The sequence below is a fragment of the Kushneria sp. Sum13 genome, assembly GCF_052692355.1.
Genome location: NZ_CP199847.1, coordinates 3,288,674 through 3,307,489 on the forward strand (window position 1 = coordinate 3,288,674; position 18,816 = coordinate 3,307,489).

The following is an 18,816-nucleotide window of genomic DNA, read 5'->3' on the forward strand; positions in this document are numbered from 1 at the left end:
AGAGCGGGTGTGGATAACCCGGTGTCGATTCAGGGCGTGGTATCGGCCTGCGGATAGCGCGCCATCAGATCCAGCAGCACGCCGTTGGTCCAGCCAAAGCCGTCGACGACCTCATACTCGCCGCCACCGCCCACGCCCGGGTTTTCCACGTTATATTTTTCCACCAGCTTGCCGGTCTGGTCATAGACGCGCTGATTGGTGTCGATCCAGCGCCGGGCGATGGTGCCGGCCAGTCGCGTCTGGCCATAGCGGGACAGCCCTTCCACCGCCAGCCACTGTAGCGGCGCCCAGCCGTTGGGCGCATCCCACTGCTCGCCGGTATGGCGATTGGTGGTGACCAGGCCGCCGGGCCGCAGGAGTTCGCGTTCGATGGCACCGGCCGTGGCATCAGCGCGACCCTGATCGGCCACCCCAAAGGTCAGCGGATAGACCGTGGCGGTGGAGACCACCTGGCTCAGGTGCTGATCACGCCAGTTGTAGTCGGTATAAAGGCCACGATCGGCGTCCCAGAAGACCCGATTGATCGCCTCGCGGCGCGTCTCGGCCAGTTTGTCGAACTGTTCGGCGCGCGCCTGGTTGCCTTCAAGCTGCCAGGCGTGGGCCAGCGTTTTTTCCAGATGGAACAGGAGGGCGTTGAGATCCACCGGCAGAAAGTCCCGGGTGGCAATGGTGGTCTGCTGGCTGCCGTCACGCATCCAGCGTGAGCTGAAATCCCAGCCGCTTTCGGCAGCGGCGCGCAGATCGCCATACACTTCCGCGGCCGGTCGATTGGATGCCTTTTCCGCCAGCGCAATTTCCCCGGCATACGATTCCGGACGCGGCGTGTTTTCACTGCCGTGGTAGCGGTTGAGCAGCGTACCGTCTTCCAGTCTGACCACATGTTCACTGGCCTGGCCCGGTGCCAGAGACTCGGCGCCACGCATCCAGTAGTCATATTCCCGCGAAAGCTCGGGCAGATAGCGCTGATAGACCCGGTCACCATCATGCTCGGCCAGCAGTCCGACCATCGAGGCAAAAAACGGCGGCTGACTGCGGGTCAGGAAATAGGTGCGGGTGCCGTTGGGAATAAAGCCGTACTGATCGATCAGCCAGGCAAAGTTGTCCACCATGTCACGCACCAGATCATGGCGGTCACTGTGGGCCAGCCCCAGCATGGTGAAAAAGCTGTCCCAGTAGAACATCTCGTTGAAGCGACCGCCTGGCACCACATAGTGGTGTGGCAATACTACCAGACTGCTCCACTGCCCCTCATCGGTGGCGGCAGGGTCTCGCGTCAGATAGGGCCAGAGATGCTTGATGTGCTCATCGATGGGCGTGCCGGCATCCTCGGACAGGCGCGAGGCATTTCCAGGCGGCTCGTTGAAGTTGTCGTTGACGAAGGTTTCAAGCGCCGCCCGGGAGAGCGGCCCGCTGGCGGTGCGCGTCTGATAGTCCGCCACAATCAGGCTCGGATCACGACGGGGGATCAGATCCACCACCGTTTTTTCATCCTCATACAAGTCCGCTCTGGAGATGGCTTCCATTACCGGCCACCAGGCGCGGTCAGGGGATTGCGCCGAGGTTTTGGGATCACCGCCCGCACCGCCACTGCTGGCACAGCCAGCCAACAGGGCAAGCAGCGCAAGCCCTGTCACTCCACGCTGCAGCGTGTGTCTGAATACTCCTGCCTGCATGTTCGTCCCCTTCATTCCTTTGCCCGCGCCAGCCCGGTCAACGCCCGGGCGCCTCAAAACGACCTCGCAGGGCCGATTTCATATTAGCGCACGCCTATCAAAGTGCGATGCGCCATTGGACGAAGGGCACCGCCACATTAAGTGACCATACGTAAAGTTTTGTGCTTAAAAGGTCGATAAACGGTAACAACCACCGACCATGGCAATCATCAGGGGCCTGACAATGAAGACGCTACTATTGACCGCCGTTTTGCTGACAGCCTCGCTTGATGCGATGGCCGCGGACTATATCAGCGACGAATTCAACACCCCCGGCAGCCAGGCAGTTGCCATCTATACCTGTGCGGTGACCGGCGCCGAAAAGGGGTTTGAACCAGAGGCGTTCAACATCCTGCAGTCGGCCTTCAATCAGCGGGGCGCCAACATGAAAAGCCGCCAGGCAGAGAACCTGAAGGCAGATGCCTACCGCTGGTATCAGCATGAACAGGGCCACTTCGATTTCGACAGCTACTGGCACGGCCAGTGCGCGCCGGTCTTTGCCCGCATGGCGAATGCCATCAACGCCTGATACCTCAGGTATCAGGCCATGTCGTCAATTAATTAAACACCTCGTCCCATCATCCGATCGAGCTGGCGATAGCCGATCGCTTCCATCAGGGCGCCCTTCTCGACTTTTGCCTCACCGTTTAAATCCGCAATGGTGCGCGCGACCTTGAGCACACGGTGATAGGCCCGCGCCGATAAATTGAGCCGTGCCAGCACGCCGGAGAGCCAGGCACGTTCGTCATCGCCCAGTGCGCAGGCACTTTCCAGCTCGCTGGTGGAAAGATGGGCGTTGAGGCCACCACGGGCATATTGGATCTTTCGCGCGGCCATTACGCGCGCACGCACGGTCTCGGAATTCTCGCCCTGCGTTTTGGCCGTGAGCTGTTCGGCGGGCAGCGCCGGTACTTCGATCTGTAGATCGATGCGATCCAGCAGCGGACCCGAAAGGCGCGCCTGATAGCGTTGAATCTGATTGGGGGTGCAGCTGCATTGCTGGCGCGGGTCGCCCAGATGACCACAGGGGCAAGGGTTCATCGCCGCCACCAGTTGAAACCGGGCCGGGTATTCGCGCTGATGACTGGCACGGGCGATATGAACGCGACCGGATTCCAGCGGCTCGCGCATGGCCTCCAGCACCTTGCGGTCAAACTCCGGCAGTTCATCGAGAAAGAGCACGCCCTGATGGGCCAGCGAGATCTCGCCGGGGCGGGGCCTGGAACCGCCACCCACCAGGGCAGCGGGGCTGGCGCCGTGATGCGGGGCACGAAACGGACGCTGCCCCCAGCGCTCGAGGATATCAAGCCCACACACTGAGCGAATGGCTGCTACTTCCAGACTCTCGCTCTCGGTCAACGGCGGCAAAATGCTGGCCAGCCGACTCGCCAGCATGGTCTTGCCGGTGCCTGGCGGACCTGCGAAAAGCAGATTGTGGCCTCCAGCCGCGGCGACTTCCAGCGCGCGACGTGCCTGATGCTGACCGCGTACGTCACACAGATCTGCCGCGGCGACGGTGGCTGCGGGCGGCTCGGCCAGCTGATGTGGCGTGATGCGCCGCTCGCCGGTCAAATGCGCTACCACTTCCAGCAGGCTGGACACCGGCAGCACTTCCAGATCGCCAGCCAGTGCGGCCTCATCGGCATTGGCCGTTGGCAATAACAGCTGACGCCCGGCATCGGCCACTGCCAGTGCCGCCGGCAGAACGCCGGTCACGGCGCGCAGCTGACCATCGAGTGCCAGTTCTCCCACGCACTCAAGGTTGCCCACCGCTTCCTGCGGGATCTGCCCGGAGGCGACCAGAATGCCCAGCGCAATCGGCAGGTCAAAGCGCCCACCCTCCTTGGGCAAATCGGCCGGGGCCAGATTGAGGGTGATGCGTTTGGCGGGGAACTCAAAGCCTGCATTGATGAGCGCACTGCGCACCCGTTCGCGGCTTTCCTTCACGGCCGCCTCGGGCAGGCCCACGATGGCCAGGCCCGGCAGTCCGTTGGAGAGATGCACCTCGACCACGACTTCAGGCGCGGCCAGCCCGACGCTGGCACGGGTGGGAATGATCGCAAGCATGCAGGGCTCCAGAATGGGATCGGCACGCCGCCTCCCGCGGCGTGCATTAGACATTCCTTTAGCATCGGCTGCGCCCTGCCGAGACTTTAACCGAGACGGCCATCAGCGCGTTGAGGCGGTCTCCTTGTCCTGTTCTCCCCAGTGACGCTGCTTGCTGGTCTGGCCGATGCCAGGATTGAAGCAGTTGCAGGGATCGAGCTTTTGATAGAACGCGCGCAGAGCCGGCTTGGCGTGATAGAGATGGCCCACATTGTGTTCAGCCGGGTATTCGGCGCCTCGCGCATCCAGCAGTGCCCACATGCGGTGCTCAAGCGCCAGACAGTCGGTGCCCTTTTTGACGATGTAGTCCTGGTGCATCACGTGGCAGAAGAAATGGCCGTAGTAGAGCTTGTGGATCATCCGGGCATTGACGTCATCGGGCAGGACCTCCAGCCAGTCACGCTCGTTGCGCTTTAACGCCACATCGAGGGCCACGATGTCCTCGACCTCATCCCCATGAATGATGCGATAGCGCCCGGCAGCGCCGGCTGCGGCAAAGCGGTGCAGGAAGGCCTTTTTGCCCTCGTCATCACTGCACTCGAAGTACTCGCCCTCTCGCGTGGCGAAGTGTTTATCGAGCAGGGCCCGGGTACGCGCCACGTTTTCCTCGCCGACCTTGAGCAGCAGGTGGTGTTCGAAAAGGTCGCGATAGTCGTTCATGCGTTTGGGTAGATGATCGGGGAAAAGCCGGCCGAGCGTTTGCAGTACGCGGTCGGTGACATAGTCCGGCAGAAAGCCCAGCCGATTGCAGACGTCATCGATACGGTTCTTGCGATCCCACAGCGCCGGCAGTCGATGGGTGCCCAGCTTTTCAATGGTGAGGAAGGTGTCCTTGCCATACTGTTTGGCGATGTCATAGGCGTCGCGATGCATGTACTCACCGGCAATCGGCAGCGTCTCGAAATCAGACAATATCTGCCGGCGCAGTTCGGTCAGCTCTGCGGGCGTGTTGGTACCGATGTAGAACACCTTCGGGTTTTTCTCCTGCTCGAAGGTGTCCAGGCGCAGGGCGAACACCATCAGCCGACCGGCGGAACCGGCCGCCTCATGCAGCCGGCGCGGGTCAGCATTGAAACGCGCCGGGGTATCGGCCTCGATGTCACGAACGTGTCGGTGATAGTCCGGATCAGACGCCGCGGCATCGCTTTTGTCGATGTCGAATTCGCGGTAATCCCCACGCTGCAGACGCTCAAGGATGGTGTCCGGATCGTCGCCGAGCCGCATGCCCAGATGGTTGACCAGTTCGAGCTCGCCCGCCTTGCTCATGCGCGCATAGAGCGCCATTTCGGTATAGGCAGGTCCCCGCTTGATCAGCGAGCCGCCGGAGTTGTTGCACACGCCGCCAAACACCGAGGCACCGATACATGAGGAGCCGATCACCGAGTGCGGCTCGCGCCCCATGGGCGCCAGCGTCTTTTCGAGCTGATCCAGCGTGGCGCCGGGCAGGCAGATCACCTGACGGCCGTCATCGATGGGCTGGATGATGTTCATCCGCAGGGTGCTGACAATCACGATCTCGCGGTCGTAATCGTCGCCATCCGGTGTGGAGCCGCCGGTCAGGCCGGTATTGGCGGCCTGGGTGATCACGATGCGATCGGTTTCCATGCAGGCCTTCAACACCTGCCACTGCTCCAAAAGGCTGCCCGGTCGCACGACGGCCAGCGCGCGACCGGTGCCAAAGCGAAAACCGGTGCGATAGCGCCGGGTACTGACCTCATCGCTGAGCACGAAGTCCCGACCCGCAATCGTCTCGAGCCGGGCAATGAACTGTTCGCGCTCGGCGGTATCGGCGGGTTGTCTCTCAAGGGTGGGGTGATCAAGGGTCTGGCGATAGGTCGTCATTGAAGTCTCCACAGCATCGCCGCATTGAGGCGGCTATCAATCGCCTCGCGGGCCTGGTCCATCAGCACGTTTCCGGCAGGTCGGCATCCGCATGTGGCGGGTCAGTCATCGACCCATCGGGCAACGGCGGGAACATCAGGGAGCATGGCAGGCGTGCCTGTCATGCGGGTGTCGGCGCTACATCAGAACATCATTGTGAAACCGATGCAGCCCCATTACCAGTGGCTGACCCGCACCGGTCACTCAGGCGTGCCCGACACCGCCCCTGACGAGGCAGGGCAAGCTCTCACTCATGGCGCAGGGTGATGCGGGTCAGCTCTGAAGACCGGCCCAGGCGCAGGGCAAAGCCAATCCACAGTGCTGTACCGTTGCTGACGTAGAGCGTCATGCCGTCCACGTCGTAGCGCCCGGATACAAAGCCGTTGTTGGCACGTGCCACGATCCGGTCCATGCCGACTATCATGCCGCCATGGGTGTGTCCCGAGAGCTGCAGGGCCACGCCTTCACGCGCCGCTTCCCGGGCATTTTTGGGCTGATGATCGAGCAGGATGATCGGCACCTCGGCGGGAATCCCCTCAACGGCTGCGGCCACATCCGGGCCCGGCAGGCCGCGGCTCGGCCCGGCCGGGTCCGTGACGCCGGCGATGGCCAGGCGCGCACCGTCACGCTCGATCAAGGCATGCGAATTGGACAGCCTTTGCATGCCCAGTGAAGCGTAGTGCTGCATCCACGTCTCATAGCCGAAATAGTATTCGTGGTTACCGGGGATCACGAACACGCCATCAGCAGCATGAAGCCCGGCCAGGGGCGCGACATCGTCACGGCGATTTTCAAGCGTGCCATCCATCAGATCCCCCGTGATCAGGATGGCATCGGCGCCCAGCGCATTGGTGCGCTCGACCACCGCTCGCGTCCAGGCCTCTGGAAAAAGCCCGCTGATGTGAAGATCGGTGAGCTGCACGATTTGATAGCCCTCAAACGCCGGGGCAAGGCCCGGGATCGTCACCTCGATATCCTTGACCGGTGGCACGCGGGCGGCCTGTTGAACGCCCCAGATGCCCAGACCCAGCGCCAGCAGGCCGATCAGGTAGCGTGCCATGGTGGGCGCGGCCATGCGCTGCTGCTTGACCAGCATGGTGATGAGCATGACCAGATCCAGCAGCAGCTGAAAGACCGCCAGCAGAATCAGCGCGCCAAACAGGGCGTTCAGGATCATCGACAGGGGGCGTGGCGTTTCAGGGGAAAAGATCGACCCGGTGAGCCAGCGGCTGATCAGATGCTGTTCGGCCACGATCAGAAGCACCAGCGCCAGAGCCAGCTTGATCCAGAGCGGCGCCGTCAGCGGCAATAAATAACGAAGCACGACAATGCCCCAGGGCAGGGCAGCAACCAGATGGAACATGGTTCAGAACTCTTTTGGGCGATGACGTTTTGGGTCGAATACGTTGGATCAGGGACGTTTGATCGAACAGGGTGCACAAAGGATAGCGGACGAACGACCCGGGCATGATCCGGAAGTCTCATGCCCCTGTCCTGAATCGATAAGGCTGCGATAAGCCGTCACGCCTGACACAGTGCTTAAAACGACCGCGCCCCGCTCAATGGCGGGGCGCGGTCATCAACGGCACAGCCTTTATGCGCGCGCTGCCGTAATCCGTTGATAAAAGGCCAGACACACGGCGACAAACAACCCGAGGCCCAGCCACTGGGCAGTGGTGGCAAAATCGCTGCCCACCAGCGCCAGCGGCGCGTTGCTGCCGGTAACGCCGATCACACCGGCCATCAATACGCCCATCAGACTTTCACCCACGATCAGCCCCGAGGCGAGCAGTACACCCCGTTGCTGCGAGCGTTCGCGCCGGGAGGCATCGGTCCGTGCCAGGCGACGCGCCACACACCACGACAGCAGCGCCCCGATCACCAGCGGCATGTTCACACTCGGTGGCAGGTAGATGCCCAGCCCCACTGCCAGTACCGGCAGCCTTGCCACACCACCGCGGCGGCGCAGCAGCTCATCAATGCCGATCAACACCGCGCCCAGCGCCACGCCGATCAGCAGCATGTGGGTATTAAGATCATGATTGAAGATGCCGCTGGCAATCTGCGACATCAGCGTGGCCTGCGGAGCGGCCAGCGCCTGGGCGGGGTCCATGCCCTCGCGCGGCAGTGCCCCGGTAAAGCCATAGGCGTTGTACAAAAGCGTCAGCACTGGCGGGATGATCAGTGCCCCCACCACACAGCCGATGATCAGCACCAGCTGCTGACGCCAGGGCGTGGCGCCGACCAGGTAGCCGGTCTTGAGATCCTGCAGGTTGTCGTTGGAGATCGCAGCGATGGCCAGAATCACCGAGGTGGTAAACAGCGCCAGCCCTACCGCCAACTGCCCGCCGGCGGCGCCGGCAATGTCGGTACTGATGCCGGAAAGCGCCAGGATCAAAAGCGAGACCAGAATGACCGCGATGATGCCGATCCCCGAAATGGGGCTGCTGGAAGAGCCGACCAGCCCCGCCATATAGCCGCAGGCCGCGGCGATCAGAAAACCGAAGACAAACGCAAAGAGCACACAGCCGATCACCAGCAGCCAAAAGGCCTGTGACGAAAGCTCCGGCGCATTGGCCTGAATGAACACGGCAAACACGGCCAGCAGCGCGATCAGCAGTACGCCGGCCAGGCTCAGAATCCAGACGCCCGGCAGGTCACGATCGGTGCGCTCGATGACACTGTTGTCCGCTCTGGCAGCGCCGGCCAGCGCGTGGCGCATGCCCTGAACCAGCGATTTCGACAGCGTGCCCAGCGTCCAGAGCGCGGCAATCGCGATCGTGCCGGCGCCCATGAAGCGCACGTCGCTGGACCACAGTGACATGCCCAGTTCACTCAGCGACTGCCCGGGGGCCTGAGCATGGGTCAGCGTCAGCCAGGGCACCGCCACCCCCCAGGCGATCAGCAGACCGATCAAAAGCGCCATGCCGCCGACGATCCCGACCAGATAGCCCGCCCCGACCAGCGCCAGAGAAAAGCCGGTAGAGAGCTGAAAGGCGGCGCGGCCGGCGCTGAACCACAGGCTGATGCCGTCGGCGAGTACACGAAAGCCGCTGGCCAGCAGGGTAAAGAGCGCGGCCACCACGCCCCCCAGGGCAATGTCTCCGGCGCCGGTGCGCTGGCGCTGGGCGCCGTCGCCCCCGGTCTTACTCTCGCCCACCTTGAGAATCTCGGCCGCGGCCACCCCTTCCGGGTAGGGCAGCGAGCTCTGCACCACCATGACCCGACGCAGCGGAATGGTATAGAGCACGCCCAGAATGCCGCCGATGGCGCAGATTGAAAACGCCTGCCAGAACGGAAAGCCCGCCCAGAAGCCGATCATTAAAAGCCCGGGCAGCACGAAGATGATCGCTGACAGCGTCCCGGCCGCCGAGGCCTGGGTCTGCACCATGTTGTTTTCAAGAATATTGGCGTTGCGGCAGTAGCGCAGCACCGCCATGGAGATCACCGCTGCCGGAATCGAGGAGGCAAAGGTCAGCCCGACCTTGAGACCGAGATAGACGTTGGAGGCGGTAAACACCACGGTAATCAGTGCGCCCAGCACGATGCCGCGCAGGGTCAGTTCGGGCAGCGTCTGCCCGTTGGCATGAGACATGTAAACCACTCCTGATGCGTACGCGCCCTGCTGGCCGGGCAGCCTCGGGGCAACCATCGCAACCGCTGGCACGCACCATGACAATGCCCGACACGCTGTTTCGGGCCTTAAGGTAAATCGCAGGGGGAGGGTTTTACTTCATTTGCAGGCGAAACGTCGAGCTTTCGTGTCAATACGGCGCAGCCGGCTGCTCATGCACTACTCGACACAAAAGCATTGCTGGAGCAACAGCATTGCCCAAAACAACAGCACCGCCAAAAGGCGGTGCTGTCAGTGCAAGAGGGGTCAGGCGGGTTCAATCCGCGGTGCCCTGCCCGCTTTGGTCATCAGAACCGGAGGCCCGCTTGCCGCTGCCGCGGGTCGTCTTGCCGGCGGCCTTTGAAGCCGCGGCGCTGGCGGGTTTGGCGGTGTCCGAGGCGCTGCCGGCGCTATCGGTGGCATGGCTGCCAGTGCCGACGGCGGCGGCCGGGGCGTCATGCTCACCGGCCAGACGCTCGGCCTCGGCGGTCGTGCTGGCCCCTCCGGGGGCGGCGGCGGCACTCATCTCGGAAGGTGTGACGCCGGCAGCCGGCTTGCCGTCACGCTCATCAAGGGCGGCTTCCAGACGGGTGACCTGCTTTTCCAGCGCTTCCACGCGCGAACGGGTGCGCTGAAGCACCTCCATCATGACGTCGAAATCCTCGCGCGAGACCAGCTCCATGCGATCAAAGGCGCTGCGCATGGCGCTTTGTACCGTACGCTGGATTTCCTCGGGCCCACGAGAGACGTCCTGCAGACGCTCGCCGACCTGCTGCGCCAGTCGTCCAAAAATATCGTGCTTTGCCATGTCTGCCCTTCCTCTGATGTTGTCTGTATTCCCTGAAAGAGAGGGTCGGCCGCATCACACCCGAGATGCCTGCCAACAATACCTGCCTACAGGATACGCAACATGACGCCGGAACGCCTAAAAACCGCAACGCACCAAAAGCGCGCATTGCCGTGTACTCATCAGATCATTTTAGTGCACCCGGGGGCCGTTGATGCGCAATTGTGGTGCTTACATGATCTTACTCAAGGGCCGAATCATTAATAAATATCTGTTTTTAAAGCACTCCTGCCGTGATGGCACATTGCCTGCCATGTAATGAGAGGGCGTCGGTCACCCTGATCAGGGGGAGATAACACATGACACGCATCACGACCATGATCCAGCCCCTTGTGCCCTGCAACGTGCGCGCCCTCCCGGGCGTTCGCAGCGCCTCGGAAAACGACCATCGGATCATTGGCGAGAAGCCTTTCGTGACATCGACAGATGTCATCTGCATTCGTACCGGCGAACGTGGCACTGACGCCGTCCAGACTCCGGCTGCAAGGATATAATCACATGAACGAACTTGTAGAAGTGCAGTACGCACTTGATACCTTTTATTTTCTGATCTGCGGTGCGCTGGTGCTCTGGATGGCCGCCGGCTTCTCGATGCTGGAAGCCGGGCTGGTCCGGGCCAAGAACACCACCGAGATCCTGACCAAGAACATGGCGCTGTTTGCCATTGCCTGCACCATGTACATGCTGGTCGGCTATCACATTGTCTATCTGGGCGATGGCGGCAGCGTTCTGCCCGACTTCGGCTTTCTGATCGGCGCCGAACACAGCATGGATGACGTGCTCTCAAGCGGTGGCGACACCTATTACGCCGCCCGCTCGGACTTCTTCTTTCAGGTCGTGTTCGTGGCCACGGCCATGTCGATCGTTTCCGGCGCCGTGGCCGAGCGTATGAAGCTCTGGTCCTTTCTTTTGTTTGCCGTGTTCATGACCGGTCTGATCTACCCGGTGCAGGCCTACTGGTCCTGGGGCGGTGGTTTTCTGGATGCAGCCGGTTTCAGCGATTACGCCGGTTCCGGCATCGTGCACCTGTGCGGTGCGGCCGCGGCACTGGCTGGCGTGCTGGTACTGGGTCCGCGGCAGGGCAAGTACGGCAAGAATGGCGCCATCAATGCCATCCCCGGCGCCAACATGCCAATGGCCACACTGGGCACCTTTATCCTGTGGCTGGGCTGGCTGGGCTTTAATGGTGGCTCGGAACTCAAGCTCTCCGATATCAGCAGTGCCAATGCCGTGGCTCAGGTGTTTGCCAACACCAATGCCGCCGCCTGCGGTGGCGTGATTGCCGCCCTGATTCTGGCGCGACTGTGGTTTCGCAAGGCCGATCTCACCATGGGCCTCAACGGCGCGCTGGCAGGTCTTGTCGCCATCACGGCCGGCCCTTCGGCACCGAGCATTCTGGCCGCCACCCTGGTGGGTGCCGTGGGCGGTGTGCTGGTCGTGTTTGCGATCGTGGCGCTGGACAAGCTGCGCATCGATGATCCGGTCGGCGCCATTTCAGTGCATGGCGTTGTGGGCATCTGGGGCCTTCTGGCCGTCCCGCTGACCGATGGGGATGCCGGCTTTGGCGCTCAGCTTCTGGGCATGGCGACCATCTTCATCTGGACGTTCGTGGCAAGCCTTGTCGTATGGCTGGCGATCAAGGCCATCATGGGGGTACGCGTCAGTGCAGAAGAAGAGTATGAAGGCGTGGATGTCGCTGAATGCGGACTGGAAGCCTATCCTGAGTTCACCGGCGGCAAGCGCTAGGCAATTGCCTGTCCGATCCGCACTGTTTCGGGCACCCGGCAAGGGTGCCCTTTTCATGCACCAGGCCATGATGTATGACCGCAGCATTCATGCCGGCATGACACGACGCCTGACCTTTGGCGGCAATCATGTTTTTTCAACCGGTAAGCGGCACTGTATGCTTGAATCACAGGGCAGCGGCCCTACCCACTCCATGACGATCAGGTGAGGACACGAAAGATGAAACTGGTATCTGCCATCATCAAACCCTTCAAGCTCGATGACGTACGCGAGTCGCTCTCCGAGGTTGGCGTTCAGGGGATAACCGTGACGGAGGTCAAGGGCTTCGGTCGTCAGAAAGGCCATACCGAGCTGTATCGCGGCGCCGAGTACGTGGTCGACTTCCTGCCCAAGGTCAAGATCGAGGTGGCCGTGGACGATGCCATGGTCGATCAGATCATCGAGGCCATCACCTCGGTGGCCAACACCGGCAAGATCGGTGACGGCAAGATCTTTGTCGCCCCGCTGGAGCAGGTGATCCGTATCCGTACCGGCGAAACCGGCCAGGACGCCGTCTGAACCAGCGCTCCGGAGACTTCGGATATCAAGGTGCTACGTATATCAAAGTACTATGGATACCAAAGTACTACGGACACAAAAAAACCCGCCGATTGGCGGGTTTTTTTGTGTCCGGGAGCGCGTTTACAGCGACAGCGCATCGATCTCGGCGCGGGCAGAAGCCTGAGCAGTACTGACCGCTTCTTCGCCCATGCCCAGCCCCTCGGCATAGACGAACTCGATATCGGTCATGCCCAGAAAGCCCAGGAAGGTGCGCAGGTAGGGCGTGACCAGATCATGATCGGTATCGCGGTGCAGGCCGCCACGCGTGGTCAGCACGATCACGCGCTTGCCGGTGATGAACCCCTCCGGCCCCTGCTCGGTATAGCGGAACGTGACACCGGCACGTGCCACGAAATCACACCAGGTCTTGAGCTGGGTCGGGATGTTGAAATTATACATCGGGGCCGTGACGACGATGGTGTCGTGGCTTTTCAGCTCCTCGACCAGCGTATCCGAAAGCGCCAGCGCATCCTGCTGGGCCGGTGTCGGCTCGGCCACGCTACCCCGCAGGGCGGCCATCAGCTCGGCGTCCAGCACCTCGACAGGCGTACCGGCCAGATCGCGAACAGTGACGCTGCCGGCCCCGTGACGACTTTCAAACCGATCGCCCAGATAGTCCGCCAGCTGGCTGGACTGGGAATGCTCGCCAAGAATGCTGGATTTGAGAATCAGTGCTTTCGACATGCTTTTATCCTTGAAAGTGGGCAGAAGAACGGAATAGCGCCACTTTACACGCCCATTTAATTGAAGGTGAAGCGCAATAATTGCCGCTTTTCATTCGTTTTTATCGAATGCATCAAAAGACGCGTCCTGTCGGTTTTCAGGACACAAAAAAGCGCCGGACCCGAAGCCCGACGCCTTGTGGTGTCATGAACCGATACGACTTATCAATGCCGGTTCGCTTTCTCGACCCCGGTTCTATTTCTCGGCCCGGTTCTGATTTTTGCCCCGGTTCTGGTTCTCGACCCCGATTCTATTTCTCGACAAAGGCGCGTTCGATCACGTAGTCCCCCGGCTCGCCCATGCGCGGCGAGATGGTAAAGCCCAGCTCATTGAGGACCTGACTACTCTCCTCGAGCATGGCCGGGCTGCCACAAATCATGGCGCGGTCATGTTCGGGAGTCATTTGCGGCAGACCGATATCGGCGGCCAGCCTGCCGGAGCGGATGTGATCGGTCAGACGCCCCATGGTATGGAAATCCTCGCGTGTCACGGTCGGGTAGTAGATCAGTTTCTCGCTGATCTCCTCGCCCAGCAGCTCGTGGTTGGGCAGGTCACGGGTGATGAACGCCTGATAGGCCAGTTCACTGACAGTGCGCACGCCATGGATCAAAATGACCTTGTCAAAGCGCTCGTAGACTTCCGGGTCCTGAATCAGGCTCAAAAACGGCGCAAGGCCCGTACCGGTGGAGAGCATGTAGAGATGACGCCCTTCCTTGAGATCATCGAGCACCAACGTGCCGGTCGGCTTGCGACTGACCAGCAGCGAATCGCCGACCTTGAGGTGCTGAAGCCTTGAGGTCAGCGGACCGTCCTGCACCTTGATCGAGAAAAACTCCAGATGCTCTTCCCAGTTGGGGCTGGCGATCGAGTAGGCACGCGTCAGCGGCTTGCCGTCGGCCTCGAGCCCGATCATCACGAACTGGCCGTTTTTAAAGCGCAGGCTGTCCTCTCGAGTGGTGCGAAAGCTGAATAGCGAATCGTTCCAGTGATGAACGCTCAGGACTTCGGTGGTAGCAAACTTGCTGGACACGTTGGAGAACTCCCTGACAATGGGTCGCATTTGCAATGGGTAAGTGGGCCTATTCTAGACATTGCGCCCGCGGGCGTCACTGCACGTACGCGCCTTCCTCACGGCCAATGCCTCCCCTCCATCAAAAAAGGCCACACCGAAGTGTGGCCTTTTGATCTCTCCCCCCGAAACTTAATGACTCAGCCGGAAGGCACCTACCGTGGTGGCCAGTCGCTGCGCCTGCTGGCTGAGCGATTCAGCCGCCGCGGCTGACTCCTCGACCAGCGCAGCGTTTTGCTGGGTCATGTCATCAAGCTGCGTGATCGCCTGATTGACCTGACCGATGCCCGTGGACTGCTCGTTGGTGGCGCGGCTGAGCTCCTCAATGACCGTACTGACCCGACCGACCCGCTCGACAATCTCACCCATCGCATGACTGGTGGTGCTGACAAGCTCGGCGCCGCTGGTGGTTTCGCTGCTTGAGGTGGTGATCAGCGACTTGATGTCCGTGGCGGCCTGAGCACTACGGTTGGCCAGATTCCTGACCTCTTGTGCCACCACCGCGAAACCACGCCCCTGCTCACCGGCCCGTGCAGCCTCAACCGAGGCATTCAGCGCCAACAGGTTGGTCTGAAACGCGATCCCGTCGATCACATCGACAATCGATTCGATTTTGCCCGAGGTCTCGCGGATGCGGGCCATGGTCGCGACCACACGCTGCATCTGGTCACCGCCGCTGCGGGCCATGGTAGCCGCTTCATGGGCCAGACCGTTGGCCTCTTTCGTTGAGGTGGCCGAATGCTCGACTGTACTGGTCAGCTCTTCCATCGCGGCGGCAGATTCTTCCAGATTGGCCGCCGTGGTTTCGGTACGTCGGGACAGGTCATGGCCGCCGGCGGAGATTTCGGCCGCCGCGAGCTGCACCGAGTGGCTCGAGTCACGAATGTCGATCAAAACGGTTTCCATGCGATCAACAAAGCTGTTGAAGGCTTCTGCCAGCTGCGCCGGCTCATCGCGCCCCATTACCGGCAGGCGCTGGGTCAGATCCCCGTCACCGTTGGCAATCTGGCGCATGCGCTCGGCCATGTTCTTCAGCGGACGGGCGATGCGACGACCGACCATCCAGATCGCTGCCAGCCCCAGCGCGCTGACCAGAAGCCCGACCAGCGACATGGTCACCAGTGCGCTGCGCTGCTGAGCGGCAAGCTCGTTTTGCAGGGCGTTGAAGTCGGCATACACGGCGCTTTTGGGCACCCGCAGCATCAGCTGCCACCGGGTGTTATCGCCGATATCCACCGGCAGTTGCAGGCTTAGATCATCACCGGCGGTGGTCATGATCGAGCGATCACCACCACTGACCAGCTGCCGGGCCGTCTCTGCATTAAAGAACTGGCCGGCCGGCTTGCCGGGGCTTGCGGCCTCGCCTGAATATCCCACGATGGTTCCGGCATCCGACACCAGAGCAATACTGCCCGTGCCTTGATAAAGACCCTTGTTGGCATCAACGAGAATGCTCTGAATGAAATCCAGCGACAGATCCACACCGGCACTGCCGCGGAAGGTGCCGCCCACCATGATCGGCACGTTGAACGAGGTAACCAGAATGGTCTTGCCGTTGTAGTCATAGGGATGCGGGTCGGTGACACAGGCACGGCCGGTCTCGCGGGTACACAGATAGTATTCACCTTCGCGGATGCCGCTATCCATCACCTTGGCGCTTTCCATGCCCTTGCCCAGCCCCAGCACTTCGATACTGCCGCTTTCGGTGCGATACCACCAGGGCATGAAGCGGCCATCCTCGCCGTAGCCCAGCGCGGTCTGGCCCTGATAATCGGCGTCACGGTCAAAGGCGTTGGGCTCCCAGCCCACGAAGGCATCCAGCAGGTCGGGATTGTTGATCACGCGCTGGCGAACGATGTTGGACATCACCTGACGGTTGATCGGCAGCAGCGCCTCCCCCGTGTTTGAGCGCGCCATCATGGCATTGGTATTGGCAAGTTCCGTGGCCGTTTGCAGCGCATTGCCAAGGCGTGCACTGATATCGCTGGCCTGAGCCTCCCCAAGCGCCTGCAGGCGGGCCTGAATGGATTCGCTGAGCTGCGCCTCGGTACGGCTGGCCGTTTGTTGCTGGGTTCGGGTCATGGCCATCAACGAATACAGCACCAGCACGACCACCACCGCCAACAGACAGGCGCCTGCTGTTACGGTGACAAAGTTACGAATGGATCTGAACTGCATCATGATGCATCACCATGGCTCTCAATGGCTGATAAAAACCCCTTTGGATATATCGGTCCGAGAGATGATGGGAACAGCGTCATCGTTCGTGCCTGAAAGCTATAACGGCCCGAAAAAATTGATCTTGATCAAACTCGACCAAGGTGGCAGACAATTTAAGCGCTGTGACAGACGGCGGGCGCCAATGCAAAGCCCCCGCCACGATCGCATCGTGACAGGGGCTGAAAGGACAGCATCATCGCGGATCAGAACACGCCCTGCTCGCGCAGTCTGAAGGCACCTACCGTATTGGACAGCCGCTGCGCCTGCTGGCTGAGCGACTCGGCAGCGGCGGCCGACTGCTCGACCAGCGCGGCGTTTTGCTGGGTCATGTCATCGAGCTGTGTAATCGCCTGATTGACCTGGCCGATGCCGGTGGACTGCTCGCTGGTGGCGCGACTGAGTTCCTCAATGACCGTGCTGACCCGCCCGACCCGCTCCACGATCTCGCCCATCGCCTGACTGGCAGCATTGACCAGCTCCGCGCCGCTGACCGTTTCATGACTCGAGGTGGTGATCAGCGTCTTGATGTCGGTGGCCGCCTGGGCACTGCGGTTGGCGAGGTTGCGCACTTCCTGGGCCACCACCGCAAAACCGCGGCCGTGCTCGCCGGCACGCGCCGCCTCGACCGAGGCATTCAGCGCCAGCAGGTTGGTCTGGAAGGCGATGCCCTCAATGACATCGACAATCGATTCGATCTTGCCGGACGTCTCGCGAATGCGCGACATGGTGGCGACCACACTGCTCATCTGTTTGCCGCCGCCGCGGGCCATCGAGGCCGCTTCATGGGCCAGGCCGTTGGCCTCTTTCGTGGAGGTGGCCGAATGCTCGACCGTGCTGGTCAGCTGCTCCATGGCCGCGGCCGACTCTTCCAGGTTGGCGGCCGTATTCTCGGTGCGCCGGGAGAGATCATGGCTGCCCGAGGAGATTTCAGCCGCCGCCAGCTGTACCGAATGGCTCGAGTCACGAATATCGATCAGCACCGTTTCCATCCGATCGACAAAACTGTTGAAGGCTTCGGCCAGCTGTGCCGGCTCATCACGCCCCATCACCGGCAGGCGCTGGGTCAGGTCACCGTCACCATTGGCAATCTGGCGCATGCGCTCGGCCAGAAACTTCAGCGGACGGGCAATGCGGCGACCCACCATCCAGATCGCCCCCAGCCCCAGCGCGCTGATCAAAATGCCCACCAGCGTCATGGCCAGCAATGCCTGTCGCTGCTGGTCGGCAAGCTCCTGCTGCAGCGCCGTAAAATCAGCATAGACCGCGCTTTTGGGCACCCGCAGCATCAGCTGCCAGCGCGCCTGATCCCCGATGGTGACCGGCAGTTGCAGGCTTAGATCATCACCGGCGGTGGTCATGATCGAGCGGTCGCTGCCACTGATCAGCTGTTGGGCAGTTTCTGCATTGAAGAACTGGCCGGCCGGCTTGCCGGGGCTTTGCGCGTTGCCCGAATAGCCCACGATGGTGCCATTGGTCGAGACCAGCGCGATGCTGCCCGCGCCGTTATAGAGGCCTTGATTGGCCTCAACGAGCATGCCCTGAATGAAGGCCAGCGACAGATCCACCCCGGCACTGCCGCGGAAGGTGCCATTGACCAGGATGGGCGCATTGAATGAAGTCACCAGAATGGTGTTGCCGTTGTAGTCATAGGGGGCCGGGTCGATCACGCAGGCACGCTTCGTTTCACGCGTACACAGGTAGTATTCGCCCTCACGGACGCCGTTGGCCTGGGCCTTCGTGCTCTCCATGGTATCTCCAAGCCCCAGCACCTCAACGCTGCCGGTCTCTGTGCGATACCACCAGGGCATGAAGCGGCCATTCTCGCCGTAGCCCAGCGCAGTCTGGCCCTGATGATCGGCGTCGTTATCGAAGGCGTTGGGCTCCCAGCCGATGAAGGCATCAAGCAGTTCGGGATTGTCGATCACGCGCTGGCGCACGATGCGAGACATGTCGCGGCGATCAATGGAGAGCCCCGCCACGCCGTCACTACCCTGGGCCATCATGGCGTTGGTCTGCGCCAGTTCTTCGGCGGTCTGCAACGCCTTTTCAAGGCGGACGCTGATCTCGCTGGCCTGCGCTCGGCCCATCGCCTGCAGGCGCGCTTCAATCGACTCGTTGAGCTGCGCTTCGGTGCGACTGGCCGTCTGCTGCTGGGCTCGGGTCATGGCGACCAGCGAATACAGCACCAGCACGACAACCACCGCCAGCAGACAGGCGCCTGCCGTAATGGTCACAAAGGTACGAATGGACTTGAACTGCATCATGAGGCGTTACCATGGGTTGCAAACGCGGGCCGGCG

General features: G+C 61.7%; 14 protein-coding genes. 4 read left to right on the forward strand and 10 right to left on the reverse strand.

What is annotated here, in order from left to right:
• Positions 1–29: 29 nt before the first annotated feature.
• Positions 30–1,673: an alpha,alpha-trehalase TreA gene (gene treA, locus ACUN8C_RS15245; protein WP_445620011.1), complete on the reverse strand. Its 1,644-nt coding sequence runs from the start codon at positions 1,671–1,673 to the stop codon at positions 30–32.
• 223 nt (positions 1,674–1,896) lie between these two features.
• On the opposite strand from treA, the gene ACUN8C_RS15250 reads away from it, so the two are divergent.
• Positions 1,897–2,241 carry a hypothetical protein gene (locus ACUN8C_RS15250; RefSeq protein WP_445620012.1) on the forward strand — a complete coding sequence of 115 codons (345 nt, stop codon included), beginning with the start codon at positions 1,897–1,899 and terminating at the stop codon, positions 2,239–2,241.
• A 32-nt stretch (positions 2,242–2,273) separates the two neighbouring features.
• Here ACUN8C_RS15250 and ACUN8C_RS15255 read toward each other — a convergent pair whose 3' ends face one another.
• The 5 genes from ACUN8C_RS15255 to ACUN8C_RS15275 form a co-directional block, all read right to left on the reverse strand.
• Positions 2,274–3,779 (reverse strand): YifB family Mg chelatase-like AAA ATPase, encoded by a 1,506-nt coding sequence (locus ACUN8C_RS15255; RefSeq protein ID WP_445620013.1) that lies wholly within the window; start codon positions 3,777–3,779, stop codon positions 2,274–2,276.
• Between the two features lie 102 nt (positions 3,780–3,881).
• A complete protein-coding gene (gene dld, locus ACUN8C_RS15260) occupies positions 3,882–5,660 on the reverse strand; it encodes a D-lactate dehydrogenase (protein WP_445620014.1) in 1,779 nt (592 codons plus the stop codon).
• Positions 5,661–5,946: 286 nt separating this feature from the next.
• Entirely contained in the window at positions 5,947–7,062 is a 1,116-nt protein-coding gene (locus ACUN8C_RS15265) for a metallophosphoesterase (protein WP_445620015.1), read from the reverse strand.
• A gap of 231 nt (positions 7,063–7,293) precedes the next feature.
• Positions 7,294–9,294, reverse strand: coding sequence for an OPT family oligopeptide transporter (locus ACUN8C_RS15270; RefSeq protein WP_445620016.1), 2,001 nt, complete (start codon positions 9,292–9,294; stop codon positions 7,294–7,296).
• A gap of 295 nt (positions 9,295–9,589) precedes the next feature.
• The gene (locus ACUN8C_RS15275) at positions 9,590–10,120 is read right to left on the reverse strand and encodes an accessory factor UbiK family protein (protein ID WP_445620017.1); all 531 of its coding nucleotides are present in this window, start codon (positions 10,118–10,120) and stop codon (positions 9,590–9,592) included.
• Between the two features lie 338 nt (positions 10,121–10,458).
• Here ACUN8C_RS15275 and ACUN8C_RS15280 point away from each other — a divergent pair, with 338 nt between their 5' ends.
• The 3 genes from ACUN8C_RS15280 to glnK all read left to right on the forward strand — a co-directional run bounded on the left by ACUN8C_RS15280 (position 10,459) and on the right by glnK (position 12,463).
• Positions 10,459–10,653, forward strand: a complete 195-nt coding sequence (locus tag ACUN8C_RS15280; RefSeq protein ID WP_445620018.1) for a hypothetical protein — start codon at positions 10,459–10,461, stop codon at positions 10,651–10,653.
• A gap of 4 nt (positions 10,654–10,657) precedes the next feature.
• The gene (locus ACUN8C_RS15285) at positions 10,658–11,905 is read left to right on the forward strand and encodes an ammonium transporter (RefSeq protein WP_445620019.1); all 1,248 of its coding nucleotides are present in this window, start codon (positions 10,658–10,660) and stop codon (positions 11,903–11,905) included.
• 219 nt (positions 11,906–12,124) lie between these two features.
• Positions 12,125–12,463, forward strand: a complete 339-nt coding sequence (glnK, locus tag ACUN8C_RS15290; protein ID WP_086621444.1) for a P-II family nitrogen regulator — start codon at positions 12,125–12,127, stop codon at positions 12,461–12,463.
• Between the two features lie 123 nt (positions 12,464–12,586).
• On the opposite strand, the gene ACUN8C_RS15295 is transcribed toward glnK, so the two are convergent.
• From ACUN8C_RS15295 to ACUN8C_RS15310, 4 genes are all read right to left on the reverse strand, one after another.
• On the reverse strand, positions 12,587–13,189 hold the full coding sequence (locus ACUN8C_RS15295) for an FMN-dependent NADH-azoreductase (protein ID WP_445620020.1): 603 nt from the start codon (positions 13,187–13,189) through the stop codon (positions 12,587–12,589).
• 289 nt (positions 13,190–13,478) lie between these two features.
• Positions 13,479–14,258, reverse strand: a complete 780-nt coding sequence (locus tag ACUN8C_RS15300; protein WP_445620021.1) for a ferredoxin--NADP reductase — start codon at positions 14,256–14,258, stop codon at positions 13,479–13,481.
• A gap of 171 nt (positions 14,259–14,429) precedes the next feature.
• On the reverse strand, positions 14,430–16,478 hold the full coding sequence (locus ACUN8C_RS15305; protein ID WP_445620022.1) for a methyl-accepting chemotaxis protein: 2,049 nt from the start codon (positions 16,476–16,478) through the stop codon (positions 14,430–14,432).
• 242 nt (positions 16,479–16,720) lie between these two features.
• The gene (locus ACUN8C_RS15310; RefSeq protein WP_445620023.1) at positions 16,721–18,781 is read right to left on the reverse strand and encodes a methyl-accepting chemotaxis protein; all 2,061 of its coding nucleotides are present in this window, start codon (positions 18,779–18,781) and stop codon (positions 16,721–16,723) included.
• Positions 18,782–18,816: the final 35 nt, after the last annotated feature.

What these genes read in the sequence shown, in the direction of transcription:
- treA (WP_445620011.1), bottom strand. Translation starts at nt 1,673, where the DNA reads ATGCAGGCAGGAGTATTCAGACACACGCTGCAGCGTGGAGTGACAGGG.
- ACUN8C_RS15250 (WP_445620012.1), top strand. Translation starts at nt 1,897, where the DNA reads ATGAAGACGCTACTATTGACCGCCGTTTTGCTGACAGCCTCGCTTGAT.
- ACUN8C_RS15255 (WP_445620013.1), bottom strand. Translation starts at nt 3,779, where the DNA reads ATGCTTGCGATCATTCCCACCCGTGCCAGCGTCGGGCTGGCCGCGCCT.
- dld (WP_445620014.1), bottom strand. Translation starts at nt 5,660, where the DNA reads ATGACGACCTATCGCCAGACCCTTGATCACCCCACCCTTGAGAGACAA.
- ACUN8C_RS15265 (WP_445620015.1), bottom strand. Translation starts at nt 7,062, where the DNA reads ATGTTCCATCTGGTTGCTGCCCTGCCCTGGGGCATTGTCGTGCTTCGT.
- ACUN8C_RS15270 (WP_445620016.1), bottom strand. Translation starts at nt 9,294, where the DNA reads ATGTCTCATGCCAACGGGCAGACGCTGCCCGAACTGACCCTGCGCGGC.
- ACUN8C_RS15275 (WP_445620017.1), bottom strand. Translation starts at nt 10,120, where the DNA reads ATGGCAAAGCACGATATTTTTGGACGACTGGCGCAGCAGGTCGGCGAG.
- ACUN8C_RS15280 (WP_445620018.1), top strand. Translation starts at nt 10,459, where the DNA reads ATGACACGCATCACGACCATGATCCAGCCCCTTGTGCCCTGCAACGTG.
- ACUN8C_RS15285 (WP_445620019.1), top strand. Translation starts at nt 10,658, where the DNA reads ATGAACGAACTTGTAGAAGTGCAGTACGCACTTGATACCTTTTATTTT.
- glnK (WP_086621444.1), top strand. Translation starts at nt 12,125, where the DNA reads ATGAAACTGGTATCTGCCATCATCAAACCCTTCAAGCTCGATGACGTA.
- ACUN8C_RS15295 (WP_445620020.1), bottom strand. Translation starts at nt 13,189, where the DNA reads ATGTCGAAAGCACTGATTCTCAAATCCAGCATTCTTGGCGAGCATTCC.
- ACUN8C_RS15305 (WP_445620022.1), bottom strand. Translation starts at nt 16,478, where the DNA reads ATGATGCAGTTCAGATCCATTCGTAACTTTGTCACCGTAACAGCAGGC.
- ACUN8C_RS15310 (WP_445620023.1), bottom strand. Translation starts at nt 18,781, where the DNA reads ATGATGCAGTTCAAGTCCATTCGTACCTTTGTGACCATTACGGCAGGC.